This is a genomic window from Pseudochrobactrum mosebachae (assembly GCF_048914685.1).
Classification (GTDB): Bacteria; Pseudomonadota; Alphaproteobacteria; order Rhizobiales; family Rhizobiaceae; genus Pseudochrobactrum.
The window spans coordinates 3021572-3035755 of sequence record NZ_CP128408.1; the positions used below are offsets into that span (position 1 = coordinate 3021572).

Annotated in this window: 7 protein-coding genes; 4 read left to right on the forward strand and 3 right to left on the reverse strand. The window is 48.9% G+C overall.

Features of this window, described 5'->3' with window-relative positions:
- Nucleotides 1-151 precede the first annotated feature (151 nt).
- Together MP213Fo_RS13710 and MP213Fo_RS13715 are read right to left on the reverse strand one after the other, a co-directional pair.
- Nucleotides 152-925 (reverse strand): DsbA family protein, encoded by a 774-nt coding sequence (locus tag MP213Fo_RS13710; RefSeq protein WP_421089521.1) that lies wholly within the window; start codon nt 923-925, stop codon nt 152-154.
- A gap of 74 nt (nt 926-999) precedes the next feature.
- Complete coding sequence (locus MP213Fo_RS13715) at nt 1000-2439, reverse strand: M48 family metalloprotease (RefSeq protein ID WP_421089522.1); 1440 nt, start codon at nt 2437-2439, stop codon at nt 1000-1002.
- A gap of 408 nt (nt 2440-2847) precedes the next feature.
- Between MP213Fo_RS13715 and MP213Fo_RS13720 the strand changes: the two genes are divergently transcribed.
- Nucleotides 2848-3951: a pyridoxal phosphate-dependent aminotransferase gene (locus tag MP213Fo_RS13720; protein ID WP_421091156.1), complete on the forward strand. Its 1104-nt coding sequence runs from the start codon at nt 2848-2850 to the stop codon at nt 3949-3951.
- 281 nt (nt 3952-4232) lie between these two features.
- Here MP213Fo_RS13720 and MP213Fo_RS13725 read toward each other — a convergent pair whose 3' ends face one another.
- Entirely contained in the window at nt 4233-7358 is a 3126-nt protein-coding gene (locus MP213Fo_RS13725; protein WP_421089523.1) for an Rne/Rng family ribonuclease, read from the reverse strand.
- 1167 nt (nt 7359-8525) lie between these two features.
- Between MP213Fo_RS13725 and MP213Fo_RS13730 the strand changes: the two genes are divergently transcribed.
- The 3 genes from MP213Fo_RS13730 (at nt 8526) to prfB (ending at nt 13928) form a co-directional block, all read left to right on the forward strand.
- Nucleotides 8526-9770 (forward strand): N-acetylmuramoyl-L-alanine amidase, encoded by a 1245-nt coding sequence (locus tag MP213Fo_RS13730; RefSeq protein WP_421091157.1) that lies wholly within the window; start codon nt 8526-8528, stop codon nt 9768-9770.
- 371 nt (nt 9771-10141) lie between these two features.
- On the forward strand, nt 10142-12610 hold the full coding sequence (locus tag MP213Fo_RS13735; RefSeq protein WP_421089524.1) for a penicillin-binding protein 1A: 2469 nt from the start codon (nt 10142-10144) through the stop codon (nt 12608-12610).
- Nucleotides 12611-12799: 189 nt separating this feature from the next.
- A protein-coding gene (gene prfB / locus MP213Fo_RS13740; RefSeq protein WP_421089525.1) for a peptide chain release factor 2 occupies nt 12800-13928 on the forward strand; the annotation gives its coding sequence in 2 pieces (ribosomal slippage) (nt 12800-12868 and nt 12870-13928; 1128 coding nt in all).
- Nucleotides 13929-14184 lie beyond the last annotated feature (256 nt).

Genomic DNA, 14184 nt, shown 5'->3' on the forward strand with positions numbered 1-14184 from the left:
TAAGGTCATGAATTCAGTTGATCACAAGCCTTTACTGCCTTCCATATAATAGGGAATGCATTGCGGTTAAAGCCCGTAAATGACGTAGTTACAGGCTTTAACCCTATTTTCTTGCAGTAAACTTAAATTTTATAGATAAAATTGCAACGTGTTATTTCTTTGCAGCCTGTAATATACGCTGTTCAGCGATTTTTGCTGCCAGTGTCTCTGCGCCCACTGCACCCGGAACCAGCTGGTTGCCAATGATATAAGACGGTGTGCCGTTAATATTGAGAGCCTGACCAATGGTATAAGCACTCTGGAATGAGGTCACGACTTCCTTGCTCTTCATCGCTTCGCGCAGCTTGGCTTCATCTGCACCAAGAGAAACTGCGGCCTTGATGGCGCTGTCTTCTGTCGAACTTGATGGAGCACTCATCAGCGCATCATGCAATTCCATATATTTTTCCGGCATCAGCTTTTTGAACGCCTGTGCTACCAGATGGGTTTTCATAGATTCAGGGCCGAGGATCGGGAATTCTTTGAGTACAAAGCGCAGCTCAGGATCTGCCTTCATCAAGGCTTTCATGTCTGGCATTGCACGTTTGCAATAACCGCAATTGTAATCATAGAACTCTACGATAGTGACATCGCCTTTAGGATTACCATAAACGGCATCATTCGGATTATTGAAAATTGCATCGTGATTTTCAGTAATGATTTTGGCTTGGCTCGCCTGTGCCAGTTCTGCCTGTTTGCTTTCCAATGCATCCTGCACTTCAAGCATCAATTCGGGGTTTTCGAGCAGATATTCGCGGACAATTTTCTCAACGGCGGCCTTATCAAGCGGTTTAGTGTCCTGCGCATAAGATGCTGTCATGCCGGAGACAAGTACGGCAGCGCCAAAGACAGACGAGAAAAAGTGGCGCTTCAGATTGTTGGTCATTGCATATTTCCGGTTAAACCGGCCTTGTTTTATCGGGATTGTGAAAGTCGGGCTGCGCAAGTTTTACACAGCACCTATTTTTTCTTGGTTTTGGTATTGATAATATCCTGCGCACGTAACCAGTCTGGTGAACCGGATTTCATGCGGGTTTGTGCACGCGTTGCAAAAATTTTGGCGTCATTAATCCTGCCTGCATAATAATGCTGATCTGCAGTTGCCAGGTCAGCCAAAGCCATCTGGCCTGACTGACCATAAGCCTGCGCCAGATAACCATAACCTTCAGAAAATTCAGGATCTTTGGCAACACCGGATTTAAGTTCGCGAATAGCCGTTTCCATATTGGCTTTATTTCCGGTCAGCATCAAAGCCCGGCCATAACTCATACGGATAAGGCTGGATTTACGCGGATCAAGTGTTGAGGCCTGTTTAAAGGCCGCTGCTGCTGCTGACGGATCATTGGCTTTCAGCAGAATTTCGCCTTTCATCTCGTAAAAATATGGATTGCGTGGCTGTTCTTTGATTAATGCATTGATCTTAGGGATCGCATTGCGAGCAGAGCCTCTGAGATAGGTGGTAATGGCATCGCCATAGCGTGCGCCTACGCCTTGCGGATTATTACGAAACATACGTTGTAGCGCGCCAAGGCCGCCGGAATAAGCCGCAATTTTTGCGCGCATCATATCGTGGCGCAATTGCAGGCTTTCCGGGTCTTTTTTATTAAAATGCGGGCTGGCTTGCGCGAGTTGTGAGAGATTGGCAATACGGTCGCGCGGTGAGGGGTGACTGACACGATAAGCATCAATCTGCGTGCCATTAAGCGACAATGCGCTGGCAAAGCGCTCAAAAGTTGTGAGCATGCCTTTGGCGGATTGGCCGGTTTTGTTGAGATAATTGATCGCGGAACGATCAGCAGCCGCCTCCTCGGAGCGCTGATAGGATAACAGGCTGCGCATGGCGACTTCACCGCCTCCTGCAGCAATACCGCCACCCGCACCGGCAATGGCACCATTACGCGCCATAGCGCCGGCAATGCCTGCACCAAGGCCCAGTAATGTGCCGATCACAGCCATGGTTTTAGCCTGACGGAGCTGCTCGCGCAGACGATCCTGATGGCCGCCTGCAAGATGACCGGTTTCATGGGCAATGACGCCGATAATTTCATTCGGGCTTTCAGACTGCAGCAATGCACCGGTATTAATGAAAATACGACGGCCGTCGACAAATGCGTTAAAGCTCGGGCTGTTAACCAGCACAATACCGATGCGCTTCTTGCCCAGACCGGCAGCATTGAGAATAGGGGCGGTGTAATCAGAAACAAGTGCTTCAATTTCAGCATCGCGCACGATAGGCAGCGATTGCGACTGAGCGGATGCCTGTAATGCCGAACTTGAAATAACAGAACCAGCAATGAGAGCAGAAAGCGAGAAACGCAACAATTTAGCCGATACAGTGCCGCTTACATCTGCCGAGCCAGGCGCAGAGGCTGTAGGGAAAAGGTTGGTTTCGGCCATCATGAAATTCCTGTTTTAAAAAGAGTTTATTCCGGCATGAATCAGCAGCACTATTTATAGCTTTGTTTTAGGCTGCTGGCTGAACAAAATCTATCTTGATGTGCTCTATAGCGTTTATCCCATAATGCTGAGGTTTAATGCATGTATTTCCAGCCTTTTTTATGGCAATTTTCTATGTGATTGAGCGATGTGTTCGGGATATGCATTTAAAGTAAGCATTTTAATAAGGATGCTGTTTACTGTCACTGTGGTCGCTTCGGACTTGTTGATACTGCGACTTCGGGTTAAGCACTCTCACAGAAATGACGCTATTAACACGTATCCGCTGATAAAAGCTTGATCGTGACACTATTTAAGGACGCAGTTTTGAGACGCTTTTCTTACCGCAGTGATGTTGATCCGTTTCATGCCATGGATGTTTTGGCCGAAGCAAACAGGCGGCGTGCTATGGGCGCATCCATGATTTCCATGGCGGTGGGCCAGCCTGCTGATCCTGCACCTTTGCGCGTGCGTGAGGCCGCTAAAAAGGCACTGATTGATGGTAAAATTGGCTATACCGACGCTTTAGGGCTGATTTCACTGCGTGAAAATATTGCTGCGCATTATGCTGATCAATATGGCGTAGAGGTCAGCCCGCAGCGTATCGCAGTTACAACCGGCTCTTCGGCAGCGTTTAATCTCGCATTTTTGGTATATTTTGATCCGGGTGACCGTGTGGCAATTACACGTCCGGGCTATCCGGCCTATCGTAATATTCTTAAAGCGCTTGGCGTTGAGGTTGTGGAAATCGGAACCGGCGAGGGGGATAATGCGAGCTTGACCGCTGCGGCACTGATTGCAGCGCATGAAGAAAAACCGCTGAAAGGTGTGTTGTTTGCCAGCCCTGCCAATCCGACCGGTGCAATCATTGCCGATGATGAATTAAAGGCTATTCTTGAAGCCGCCCAAGAGCGGAATATTCGGGTAATCTCCGATGAGATTTATCATCGCCTGACCTATGACCGGCCAGATAAAACCGCATTGGCTTTTGATGATAGTGTGACGGTTATCAATTCTTTTTCGAAATATTACTGCATGACCGGCTGGCGGATCGGCTGGATGGTGCTGCCTGAAGATGCAGTGCGTCCGCATGAGCGCATTGCCCAAAGCCTGTATATTTCCGCACCGGAACTGTCGCAGGTTGCAGCGATGGAAGCCTTTAAAGCGACCGATGAACTTGAGCTTATCAAACAGCGTTATGCTTTGAACCGCTCTATCCTTGGTGAGCATCTGCCAAAAATAGGGCTGACGCTGGCAGCACCTATGGATGGTGCTTTTTATGCCTATTGCGATGTGTCGCGTTTTACCAATGACAGTATGGCTTTTGCCCGTAAAATGATTGCCGAGATCAATGTGGCGGCAACACCAGGGCTAGATTTTGATCCGCTGGAAGGTCATCGTACCATGCGCTTTTCTTACGCTGGTACCGCGGATGAGATGCGTGAAGCTATGCATAGATTGGAAGGCTGGCTGTAAAATATCAGCTTGCTAAGTTTAAATACAAAAAAGCCGCCGGATGATCCCGCGGCTTTTTTTGTATTTATAGCGCACTAGAGCGGTTTACGTTTAAATTGGATCATGTAATCCGCTCTAAGTTATTGTTTTACGCATTATCGTGGCCGTCCAATGATTCCATTGGACTACGAAATGCTCTAGATTTTAGAGTTTTCGCATTGTCATACCTATCAAGTTGAATAAACTTGATAGTGAAATGCATCAGGAAAACCGGTCCTCAGTTTTCCTGATGTTGATCAGGCTTAAAAGAAGCCCTTTTTCTGCCACCAACCGCCACGTTTAGGCTGATCAGAAGTTTCTTCACTCTTAGTAGCAGTTGTGGCTTGGGATGTTACAACCGGCTTGGACGGCGCTTGCGCAACTGCACGGCTGCGAGCCGGTTTCTCAGTCGCAGGTTCAGCAATTACAGCTGTCTCAACAGCAGCAGGTGCTTCAATAATCTGAGCAGGTGCTACGACTGGTGTTTCTGCAACCGGCAGAGCGGACACGACAGTTTCTGCGACCGCTTCTGCTTCAACTGCCTTTTTGCCACGCGGCTTGCGAACAGCTTGTTTGCGGGCCGGTTTTGAAGTGGCTTCATCATCTGTTGCCACAGCTTCTGTTGTCTCAACTTCAGCCGCAATCTCAACTGCTGCTTTGCTGGTGCGTGGTTTCGCGGTGCGTTTGCGCACCGGTTTGGCTATGGTTTCAGTTGGTTCAACCGGTGCGGCCACTTCCACAGGTGCTTCAGCCTGCGGCGCTTCATCTTGCTCTACGCTGACAACGGATACAATTTCAGCCGCAGGCGTCTGGACAGGTGCAGGCTTACGGTTGTTGCGTCTGTTGCTGGATTGCGAGCGCGCTGATCTGGCGTTTTGCGGTTTTGCATCTTGATCCTGCGCTGCTGTGGTGCCCTGTGCTTGTGGCTGGAAGCCCACAAATTCAGGTGCAGGTAGCAGAGCGGCGGCCTGATTTGCTGCTGCCCTCTGGCTGCTCAAACGCGCGAGCGCTTCATCACGGCTATAACCGACAAATTCAACTGCTGGTACGCGGCTGTCATTGTCATATTCACCACGACGGTTCTTGCGGCCGCCACGACGTCCACGACGACGTTTCTTACGACGATCTTCTTCAGACTGAGCTGAGTTCTCATCCGTGTCATTGTCAGAATCGCGGTTGTCATCATCTTCTGAATCATCGTCACCGGCATTGTCGCCTGAGTTTTCTGACGCATCGGATGCATCGCGGTCACGTCCACCCCGACGACGACGGCGGCGACGATTGCGTTTGCGGTCATCACCGGTTTCTTCACCAGACGTATTATCATCTGTTGTCGCTGCTTCAGATTCAACTTCTGTCTCGGCGTCAATATCGATAATTTCCGGATCATTTTCCTCATCATAAGGCATGAACTGGATTGTCTGCGGAACAGGATTGACAGGGCCGGTAGATGGCGTTCCCTTGTCAATTACCATATGCTGGTGGCCAACGCTTTCATCGACCTGCAATTCAATAGTCAGACCAAAACGAGCTTCCATTTCTGTCAGCAGGTTACGTTTATGGTTCAGCACATAAAGTGCGGTTGCCATTGGCGTGCGGACAGTAATGTTGTTCTGTGTGTTGCGCTGTAAGTATTCTTCAATCGAGCGAATAACGAACAGGGCAATAGATGAATCCGAGCGGATCAGACCTGTGCCTGCGCAATGGGCGCAAGGCTGCATTGTGCTTTCAAGCACGGAAGCGCGAATACGCTGACGCGACATTTCCAGCAGGCCGAAATGCGAAATCCGGCCAACCTGAATGCGGGCGCGATCGTCTTTCAGGCAATCTTTCATGCGTTTTTCAACAGCACGGTTATTGCGCTTTTCTTCCATATCAATGAAGTCGACGACGATCAGACCAGCAAGGTCGCGCAGACGAAGCTGGCGCGCAACTTCTTCGGCGGCTTCCAGATTGGTCTGGAGTGCGGTGTCTTCAATCGAGCTTTCACGGGTTGAACGACCGGAGTTCACGTCAACCGCCACCAGAGCTTCTGTCTGGTTGATGATGATATAACCGCCGGACTTCAATGTTACTTGCGGATGCAGCATACGATCAAGCTGGGCTTCAATGCCGTTACGGGCAAAGATTGGCGTAATATCACGATAGGGCTGCACAACACGGGCATGGGTTGGCATCAGCATACGCATGAAGTCTTTGGCTTCACGGTAGCCTGCTTCACCGGCAACCAGAATATCCGTAATGTCCTTGTTATAAAGATCCCGGATCGAACGCTTGATCAGATTGCCTTCTTCATAAACAAGGGCAGGTGCCTGCGACTGCATGGTCAGCGTGCGGACATTGTCCCACATGCGCATCAGATATTCATAATCACGGCGTACTTCGGCCTTGGTACGATTGGCACCGGCGGTACGCAGGATCACCCCCATGCCCTGCGGCACTTCGAGTTCCTTGACGATATCTTTAAGGCGCTTACGATCCTGGATATTGGTAATCTTGCGTGAAATACCACCTCCGCGTGCGGTATTTGGCATCAAAACGGAATAGCGGCCGGCAAGTGACAGATAGGTGGTGAGAGCCGCGCCTTTATTGCCGCGCTCTTCTTTAACAACCTGCACCAGAACGATCTGACGACGTTTGATCACTTCTTGAATTTTATAATGCTTGCGATGAACGCGGTTTGAACCCGGCAGTTCTTCCATCGCATCTTCTGCGCCAATGGATTCTACCTGATCATCTTCGTCATCGTCGTCGTGATCATCATCGTCATCATTATCGCTGTTTTTCGAGCGGGAATTATGATTGCGCGAGGTTTTTTCACGGATCACAGGCTGATCGGATGACGCTGCCATTGCTGACGCATTATCATCGCTATCATCATCTGTGTGATTGTTTTGTGCTGTCAGCAATGCATCCGCATAAAGCTTCTGTGCATGCTCCGAAAAGTCGCCGACAAATTCCGGTGCAGGCAGTGCAGGCACTGCCGCGTTGCTTTTACCGTTATTATTGCGGTTGCGACCTGAGCTACGACGGTCATTATGACCACGACGACTATTGCGGCGCGGGGTTTCCTCACGCTCTTCATCGTCTTCTTCACGTGCAGCACGGGCTTCAGCTTCAATCAGCGCTTTACGATCGGCTTCAGGAATCTGGTAATAATCCGGATGGATTTCCGAAAAAGCGAGGAAGCCGTGACGGTTGCCGCCATATTCAACAAAAGCAGCTTGTAAAGATGGCTCTACGCGGGTGATGCGTGCCAGATAAACATTGCCTTTAATTTGTTTCTTATGCTCAGATTCAAAATCGAATTCTTCGATCTTATTGCCGCGCACCACAACTACGCGCGTTTCCTCCGGGTGGGAGGCATCGATAAGCATTTTGTTCGACATATGTGTTTTTCCTTCCGGCGGAAAAACGCAAATTAAGGGTAACCAAAGACGCATCTGTAGCGCTGGTGCCAATATATTCGCGATTGCCGGATAAATTAAGGTTCGCCGGAACACAGAGTGCAGCCTTCACGCGCTGATGCCTAGCGGCGATCGCGATTTTCAGGCTGGTAATGGTCAAGTCTGCATGACCCATAGTGGTTCCGATCGAAACGACCTCGAAAGACCTGATAACAGGCCGATTATAGTGCCGCGCAACTCCCGGAGGATAAATACGCAGCAATTCAAAAGTGTTGCGGTATCCTTAACTGGCGTTTCAAACAACGCGCGGCGCCGCAAATTACAGAACGCAAATTATGGTTTCTCACATAAATCGCAGTCTTTAAAAGCAGTGAGTGGAGTAAACCTACCCAGTGCTGAATTCCTATTCAGTTACGCTCTGACCCACGGACTAATTTCGGGAAATGAAACCAATCTGCACTGATCACTCCGCAGTTTTCTGACAAAAAACTTATGTCAGGTTCTGCACTGATCCATCACGATAAGAGCCTGCTCGCGGGTGTTAACCTGACGCTGGGCAGGGAATGATTCCGATGACGGATCTGTAACCTGATATTGCTTTTAGGACCTGATCAGCCACATGACAAGCAGAATATAATCATCCTGCTTACCAGTTGCAAACCGGCAGGCTTAGATGATAAGTAAAAACCTTATATATTTCAATGTCTTATATTTTTAAAAACTGTTATATTTGTGTAATAAGCTATGGTTTTGGCTATATTATGGGAAGTATAAATCGTCACAAAGGCTGAATTATGCCGTGCTGTATGCAGATATGGATCTGCTCAGCGCTGATGCTGGTTAAGGCCTTTAAATTACAGATAATTATTGTCCCACTATAAAAGTGCCTTTACACATCACGACAAATATATCTGCAAAGGCTTCATTAACTATAAAGCTTTAGCATAATGATGGATAAGCAGGGCAGGCTGGTCAGGGAGCAGGTTGAAGTTTCTGCGTTTGTCCTTTTTGTCAAAAATAATCCAGTCTGCCGTAAAAGCAGCTATTTTGGCTGATTGATATCCAATATGAACTATACGGGCTGAACTTTACAGGCTTGGCTTTTATGGGTGCTTTATAATGCAGGTTTGCAGCAATTTGATCAGGGCAATGGTTTTCCGGTTTTTTAGAACAGATATTACTTTTTCAGTGCTGGCATTTGGCTGTGCGCTCACACTTGTATTGCTGCCTCAACCGGCGGTGAGCCAAAGCAAGCCTGAGCTTGCAGCGCTGACTTTCAGAATGGTTGGCGATGATCTGCGCAGCCGTATTGTGGTGATGTTTGATCGTGAGCCGAAAGTGGAAACCCATTTGCTCACACGCCCGCACCGGCTGGTGATTGATTTACCGGAAGCCAGTTTTGGTTTTGCCAAAGAATCATTGGAGCCGCGCGGCCTGATCACTGAAGTGCGCTATGGTTTGATTGCTCAAAAGCGTTCCCGTTTAATCCTGAATGCCAAAGGCCCTTTTACCGTTGAAAAACTGGAAGTGCTGAAAAACGAATCCTCATCCGGTTATCGTATGGTGGTTGATGTTGTTGCCGGTTCAGAGCGTGAATTTGCACGTGTTGTTGCTGCACAAAAGACGGCCAGTGCTTCGCTGGAGGTTGAGGGTGAGGGCAGTAAGCCTGCTGAAATCAGCGAAACACTTGGCTCACCGCATAAATTTACCGTGATGATTGATCCCGGACATGGTGGAATTGACAGTGGCGCTGAAAGTGCATCCGGTACATTAGAGAAAAATGTAACCCTGACTTTCGGCCGTGAGTTGCGTGATGTTTTAGCCAAAGACAAAACTATCAATGTGCTGATGACCCGTGACGATGATACATTTTTGAGGCTTGGTGAGCGCGTGCGTATGGCACGTGAGCATGAGGCTGATTTATTTATCTCACTCCATGCGGATACAATCCAGCACAAAGAAATACGCGGTGCGACAGTTTATACCTTATCTGACAAAGCCTCGGATGATGCAGCTAAAGCCATGGCCGATCGTGAAAACAACTCCGATGCCAGTGCCGGTATTTACAGTGAAGAAGCGCCGGTTGTGCATGATATTCTGATGGAACTCACGCAGCGTGAAACGCATTCTTTTTCTCTGAGTTTTGCAAATAGTCTGGTTAGCTCTTTGCAAGGTGAGGTTAATCTGATCAATAATCCGCACCGATTTGCAGGCTTTCAGGTGCTGCGTGCGCCGGATGTGCCTTCCGTATTGGTAGAAATAGGATATCTATCTAATAAAGATGATGAAAAGCTGTTGAAAGATGTCGCCTGGCGGAAACGTGCGGTAGAGCGCATCGCCTATGCAGTGAGTAAATATTATGGTGTTCGTCATAGTGTGCAGGCTCAACCATAGTTTAGGACTTGGTTGTAGGCATGATAGCCAGTGAGGGTACGGCAAAGAAATTGCTGCGTCAAAACCGTCACAGAAATGAATTAATGGTTAAAAACATGAAATACATCTTGTCTTTGACGTATTTGCTGTTCACTACCCGAAAGGACGCTGTTGCTAGCAGGCGAGCTGCACGGGCATGACACTGATGTCTGCTGTGGCTATAGCATAGAATTTTATGTCAATGCCCTATATGTCCATTAGAATTCAGGACAAAGCTCATGAATAACGCGGAAAATCAGGAGTGTCTGTAAGCCTGTAAAACCTCGTTGTGAGATTTTGTTAAGTTAATGATATATAGTGCAGATAATCTGAAACGGGATACCGGATAAAATATGGTACGGCTCATCGGATATTTTTTTGGCATCGGAACGGTGCTGGTGCTGCTCGTTGCGGGAGGCGTGGCCTTCTATGTTGGCAGTATAAGCAAAGACCTGCCGGATTATGAGGTGCTTGCCAAATATGAACCGCCGGTTACCACCCGCGTTCATGCGGCTGATGGCAGCCTGATGGCTGAGTATTATAAAGAGCGCCGGATGTTCCTGCCAATTCAGGCTGTTCCTGACCGGGTTAAAGCGGCTTTTGTTTCTGCCGAAGATAAAACCTTTTACCAGCATCACGGTCTGGATTATCTTGGACTGACGCGTGCGGTTTCAACCAATATTGTCAATAAGCTGACCGGTAATGACCGCCGCCCGGTGGGCGCTTCTACCATTACCCAGCAGGTGGCAAAAAATATGCTGCTCTCATCCGAGCAGACCTATGACCGTAAAATCAAAGAAGCCATTGTAGCACTGCGTATGGAGCGCACTTTCACCAAAGATCAGATCTTAGAGCTTTATCTCAATGAAATGTTTTTTGGTATGGGCGCTTATGGTATTGCCGGTGCGGCGCTGACTTATTTTGATAAGTCGGTCAATGAGCTGACAATCAGCGAGTCTGCTTATCTTGCAGCTTTGCTGAAAGGCCCTGCCAATTACCATCCTTATCGTTATGCCCAGCGCGCCATTGAGCGCCGCAACTGGGTTATCGACCGTATGCAGGAAAACGGCTATATCACTGTTGAGGACGCCAAGGATGCGAAGGCCACACCACTTGGTGTAAAGCCGCATAATGCTGATGGCCGCCTGTTTGCCAGTGAGTATTTTGCCGAAGATGTGCGCCGCCAGATCGTATCGCGCTATGGTAATAATTCATTGCTTGAGGGCGGATTGTCTGTACGTACAACGCTTGATCCTAAATTGCAGATCATGGCGCGCAAAACACTGCATACCGGCTTTATCCGTTATGATGAAGCGCAAGGCTATCGCGGCCCGGTTAAACACCTGAATCTCGGTTCGGATTGGGGTGTGGATTTAGGCGCGGTACCGGCATTGTCGGATGTGCCTGAATGGCGGCTCGCAGTGGTACTGGATGCCACCTCTGATGCGCTTGAAATCGGCCTGCAACCAGCCCGCGATCCCGGCGGTAAGATTGATGATGCACGTGAGACCGGACGTATCGTAACTGCCGATATGAAATGGGCGTTACGCATGGATACCAATGGCAAGCGTACAACAGCTAAGTCTCCGGCGGGTGTGCTGAGCGTTGGTGATGTGATCTATGTTGAGAAAAAAGCGGATAGCGCTGATGCTTATCGCTTACGCCAGATCCCTAAAATTTCCGGGGCGCTGGTTGCTATGGATCCGCATACAGGTCGTGTGCTGGCTATGGTCGGCGGCTTCTCCTATGCGCAGTCAGAGTTTAACCGCGCTACACAGGCCTATCGTCAGCCCGGTTCATCTTTCAAGCCTTTCGTTTATGCCGCGGCCCTTGATAATGGTTATACGCCGGCTTCTGTGGTGCTGGATGGACCGATTTCAGTAGATCAGGGCGGATCGCTTGGCGTTTGGAGCCCGAAAAACTATTCCGGTAAATTCGCCGGCCCATCAACCTTGCGCTATGGCATCGAGCAATCCCGTAACCTGATGACCGTTCGTCTGGCGCAGGATATGGGCATGAAAACGGTTGCCGAATATGCCGAGCGTTTTGGTATATACGACAAGATGCTGCCGGTGCTGGCCATGTCTCTCGGAGCTGGTGAAACTACAGTGCTGCGGATGGTTACCGGCTTTTCGATTATGGCCAATGGCGGACGCTCTATAACGCCATCAATGATTGACCGTGTGCAGGATCGTTACGGTAAAACCATTTTCAAACATGATGCGCGACAATGCCTCAACTGTAATGTTGCCGAGTGGAATAATCAGGACGAGCCTGAGTTGGTTGACGAGCGTGATCAGGTACTTGATCCGATGACCTCCTATCAGATCACTTCGATGATGGAAGGCGTTGTTAAACGCGGCACTGCCCGTATGTTGCTCAGTCTTGATCGTCCGGTTGCCGGTAAAACCGGTACAACCAATGATGAAAAAGACGCGTGGTTTGTTGGCTATACGCCGGATATGGTTGTTGGTCTTTACCTTGGTTATGACACGCCACGTCCGCTTGGTCGCGGCGCTACCGGCTCAGGTCTTGCGGTACCTGTGTTCAAAGACTTCATGACTGTTGCTTTACAGGGCACGCCTAAAGTTGATTTCCGTGTGCCGGAAGGCATGACCATGATTGCCATTAATCGTCGTACTGGCATGCGCGCAAACCCTGGTGGTCCGGATGTGATTATGGAAGCCTTTAAGCCCGGAACCGGCCCTGCCGACAGCTATTCTGTTATCGGTGCCGACAGCTTTCAGGAGGGGGCCCCTGTGCAGCCGCAGTCGCCTCAAGCCAATAAAGCCATTAATTCCGGCTCGGGCGGGCTTTATTAAGGTTGGTAATTCTTGCGGGTAAAATCATAAAATCCTGCGAAATTGTTGACAGGATTTGTCGTAATCTTCATAGAGGTTTCAGCAACATAAATACAGCACGCAAGCAATGCGTGCTGTATTTTTATGGATAAAAGCATAAAAAATGAAACGGCGGTATTTTGCCGAATACTAATATAAGGAGCCGCAGCCATGCGTGCCGAGATTGAGAATTTGGTTGTTGAAATCAAGCAGGCCATAAGCCTGCTGAGGAGGCATCTTTGACTGGGATCAGTCACTGAAGAAACTCGACTATCTCAACAATCGTGCTGAAGATCCAACCTTGTGGAATGATCCGCAGGAAGCGCAAAAGCTGATGCGTGAGCGCCAGCAACTGGATGACAGTATTAATGGTATTCTGAGCCTGACCCGTTCGCTTGATGATAATATCGAGCTGATAGAAATGGGTGAGGAAGAGGGCGATCAGTCAATCGTCACGGATGCTGAAAACGCGATTAAAGCGATTAAAGCCGATCTGGATAAGCGTCAGATTGAAATGCTGCTCAGCGGTGAAGCGGATGCCAATGATGCATATCTGGAAGTGCATGCCGGTGCCGGCGGTACTGAAAGCCAGGACTGGGCTTCAATCCTGCTGCGTATGTATTCGCGCTGGGGTGAACGCGACGGCCGTAAGGTTGAAGTGATGGAAGTGCAAAGCGGGGAAGAAGCGGGCATTAAATCCGCAACCATTCTCGTTAAAGGCCATAACAGCTATGGTATGCTGAAAACCGAATCCGGTGTGCATCGTCTGGTGCGTATTTCACCTTTCGATTCCAATGCACGCCGCCATACCTCTTTCGCCAGTATCTGGGTTTATCCGGTTGTTGACGACAATATTGAGGTTGCGGTAACGGAATCGGATGTGCGTATTGATACATATCGCGCTTCAGGCGCTGGTGGTCAGCACGTTAACACTACCGACTCTGCTGTTCGTATTACGCATCTTGCGACCGGTATTGTGGTGCAGTGTCAGACACAGCGCTCCCAGCATAAAAACAAGGAGCAGGCATGGTCAATGCTGCGCGCCCGTCTTTATGAAGATGAGCTGAAAAAGCGTGAAGAAGCTGCGAGCGAAGTGAACTCCTCTAAGACAGATATCGGCTGGGGACATCAGATCAGATCTTATGTCATGCAGCCTTATCAGATGGTCAAGGATCTGCGTACCGGTGTTGAAAGCTCCAGCCCGCAGGATGTTCTTGATGGTGATCTCGATGAGTTTATGGAAGCTGCACTGGCACAGCGTGTACATGGTACAAAAGCGGATGTGCAGGATATCGATTAAACTAGAGCGGATAACGTTTAAATTGGATCATGTAATCCGCTCTAAGTTATTGTTTTTAAGCATTATCGTGGCCGCCCAATGATTCCATTGGACTACGAAATGCTCTAGAGCGGATAACGTTCAGGTTGGATCGCAGAGCACGCTCTAGATTTTAGAGTTTCGCATTGTCATATCTATCAACTTGATAGTGAAATGCTCTTGAGATCGCTTGAAATGCAAAAAGCCTCCGGTAAATGATTTGCCGGAGGCTTTTTCT

Coding starts and splice junctions, on each gene's coding strand:
- MP213Fo_RS13720 (WP_421091156.1), top strand. CDS start 2,848: ATGGATGTTTTGGCCGAAGCAAACAGGCGGCGTGCTATGGGCGCATCC.
- MP213Fo_RS13710 (WP_421089521.1), bottom strand. CDS start 925: ATGACCAACAATCTGAAGCGCCACTTTTTCTCGTCTGTCTTTGGCGCT.
- MP213Fo_RS13715 (WP_421089522.1), bottom strand. CDS start 2,439: ATGATGGCCGAAACCAACCTTTTCCCTACAGCCTCTGCGCCTGGCTCG.
- MP213Fo_RS13735 (WP_421089524.1), top strand. CDS start 10,142: ATGGTACGGCTCATCGGATATTTTTTTGGCATCGGAACGGTGCTGGTG.
- MP213Fo_RS13725 (WP_421089523.1), bottom strand. CDS start 7,358: ATGTCGAACAAAATGCTTATCGATGCCTCCCACCCGGAGGAAACGCGC.
- MP213Fo_RS13730 (WP_421091157.1), top strand. CDS start 8,526: ATGGTTTTCCGGTTTTTTAGAACAGATATTACTTTTTCAGTGCTGGCA.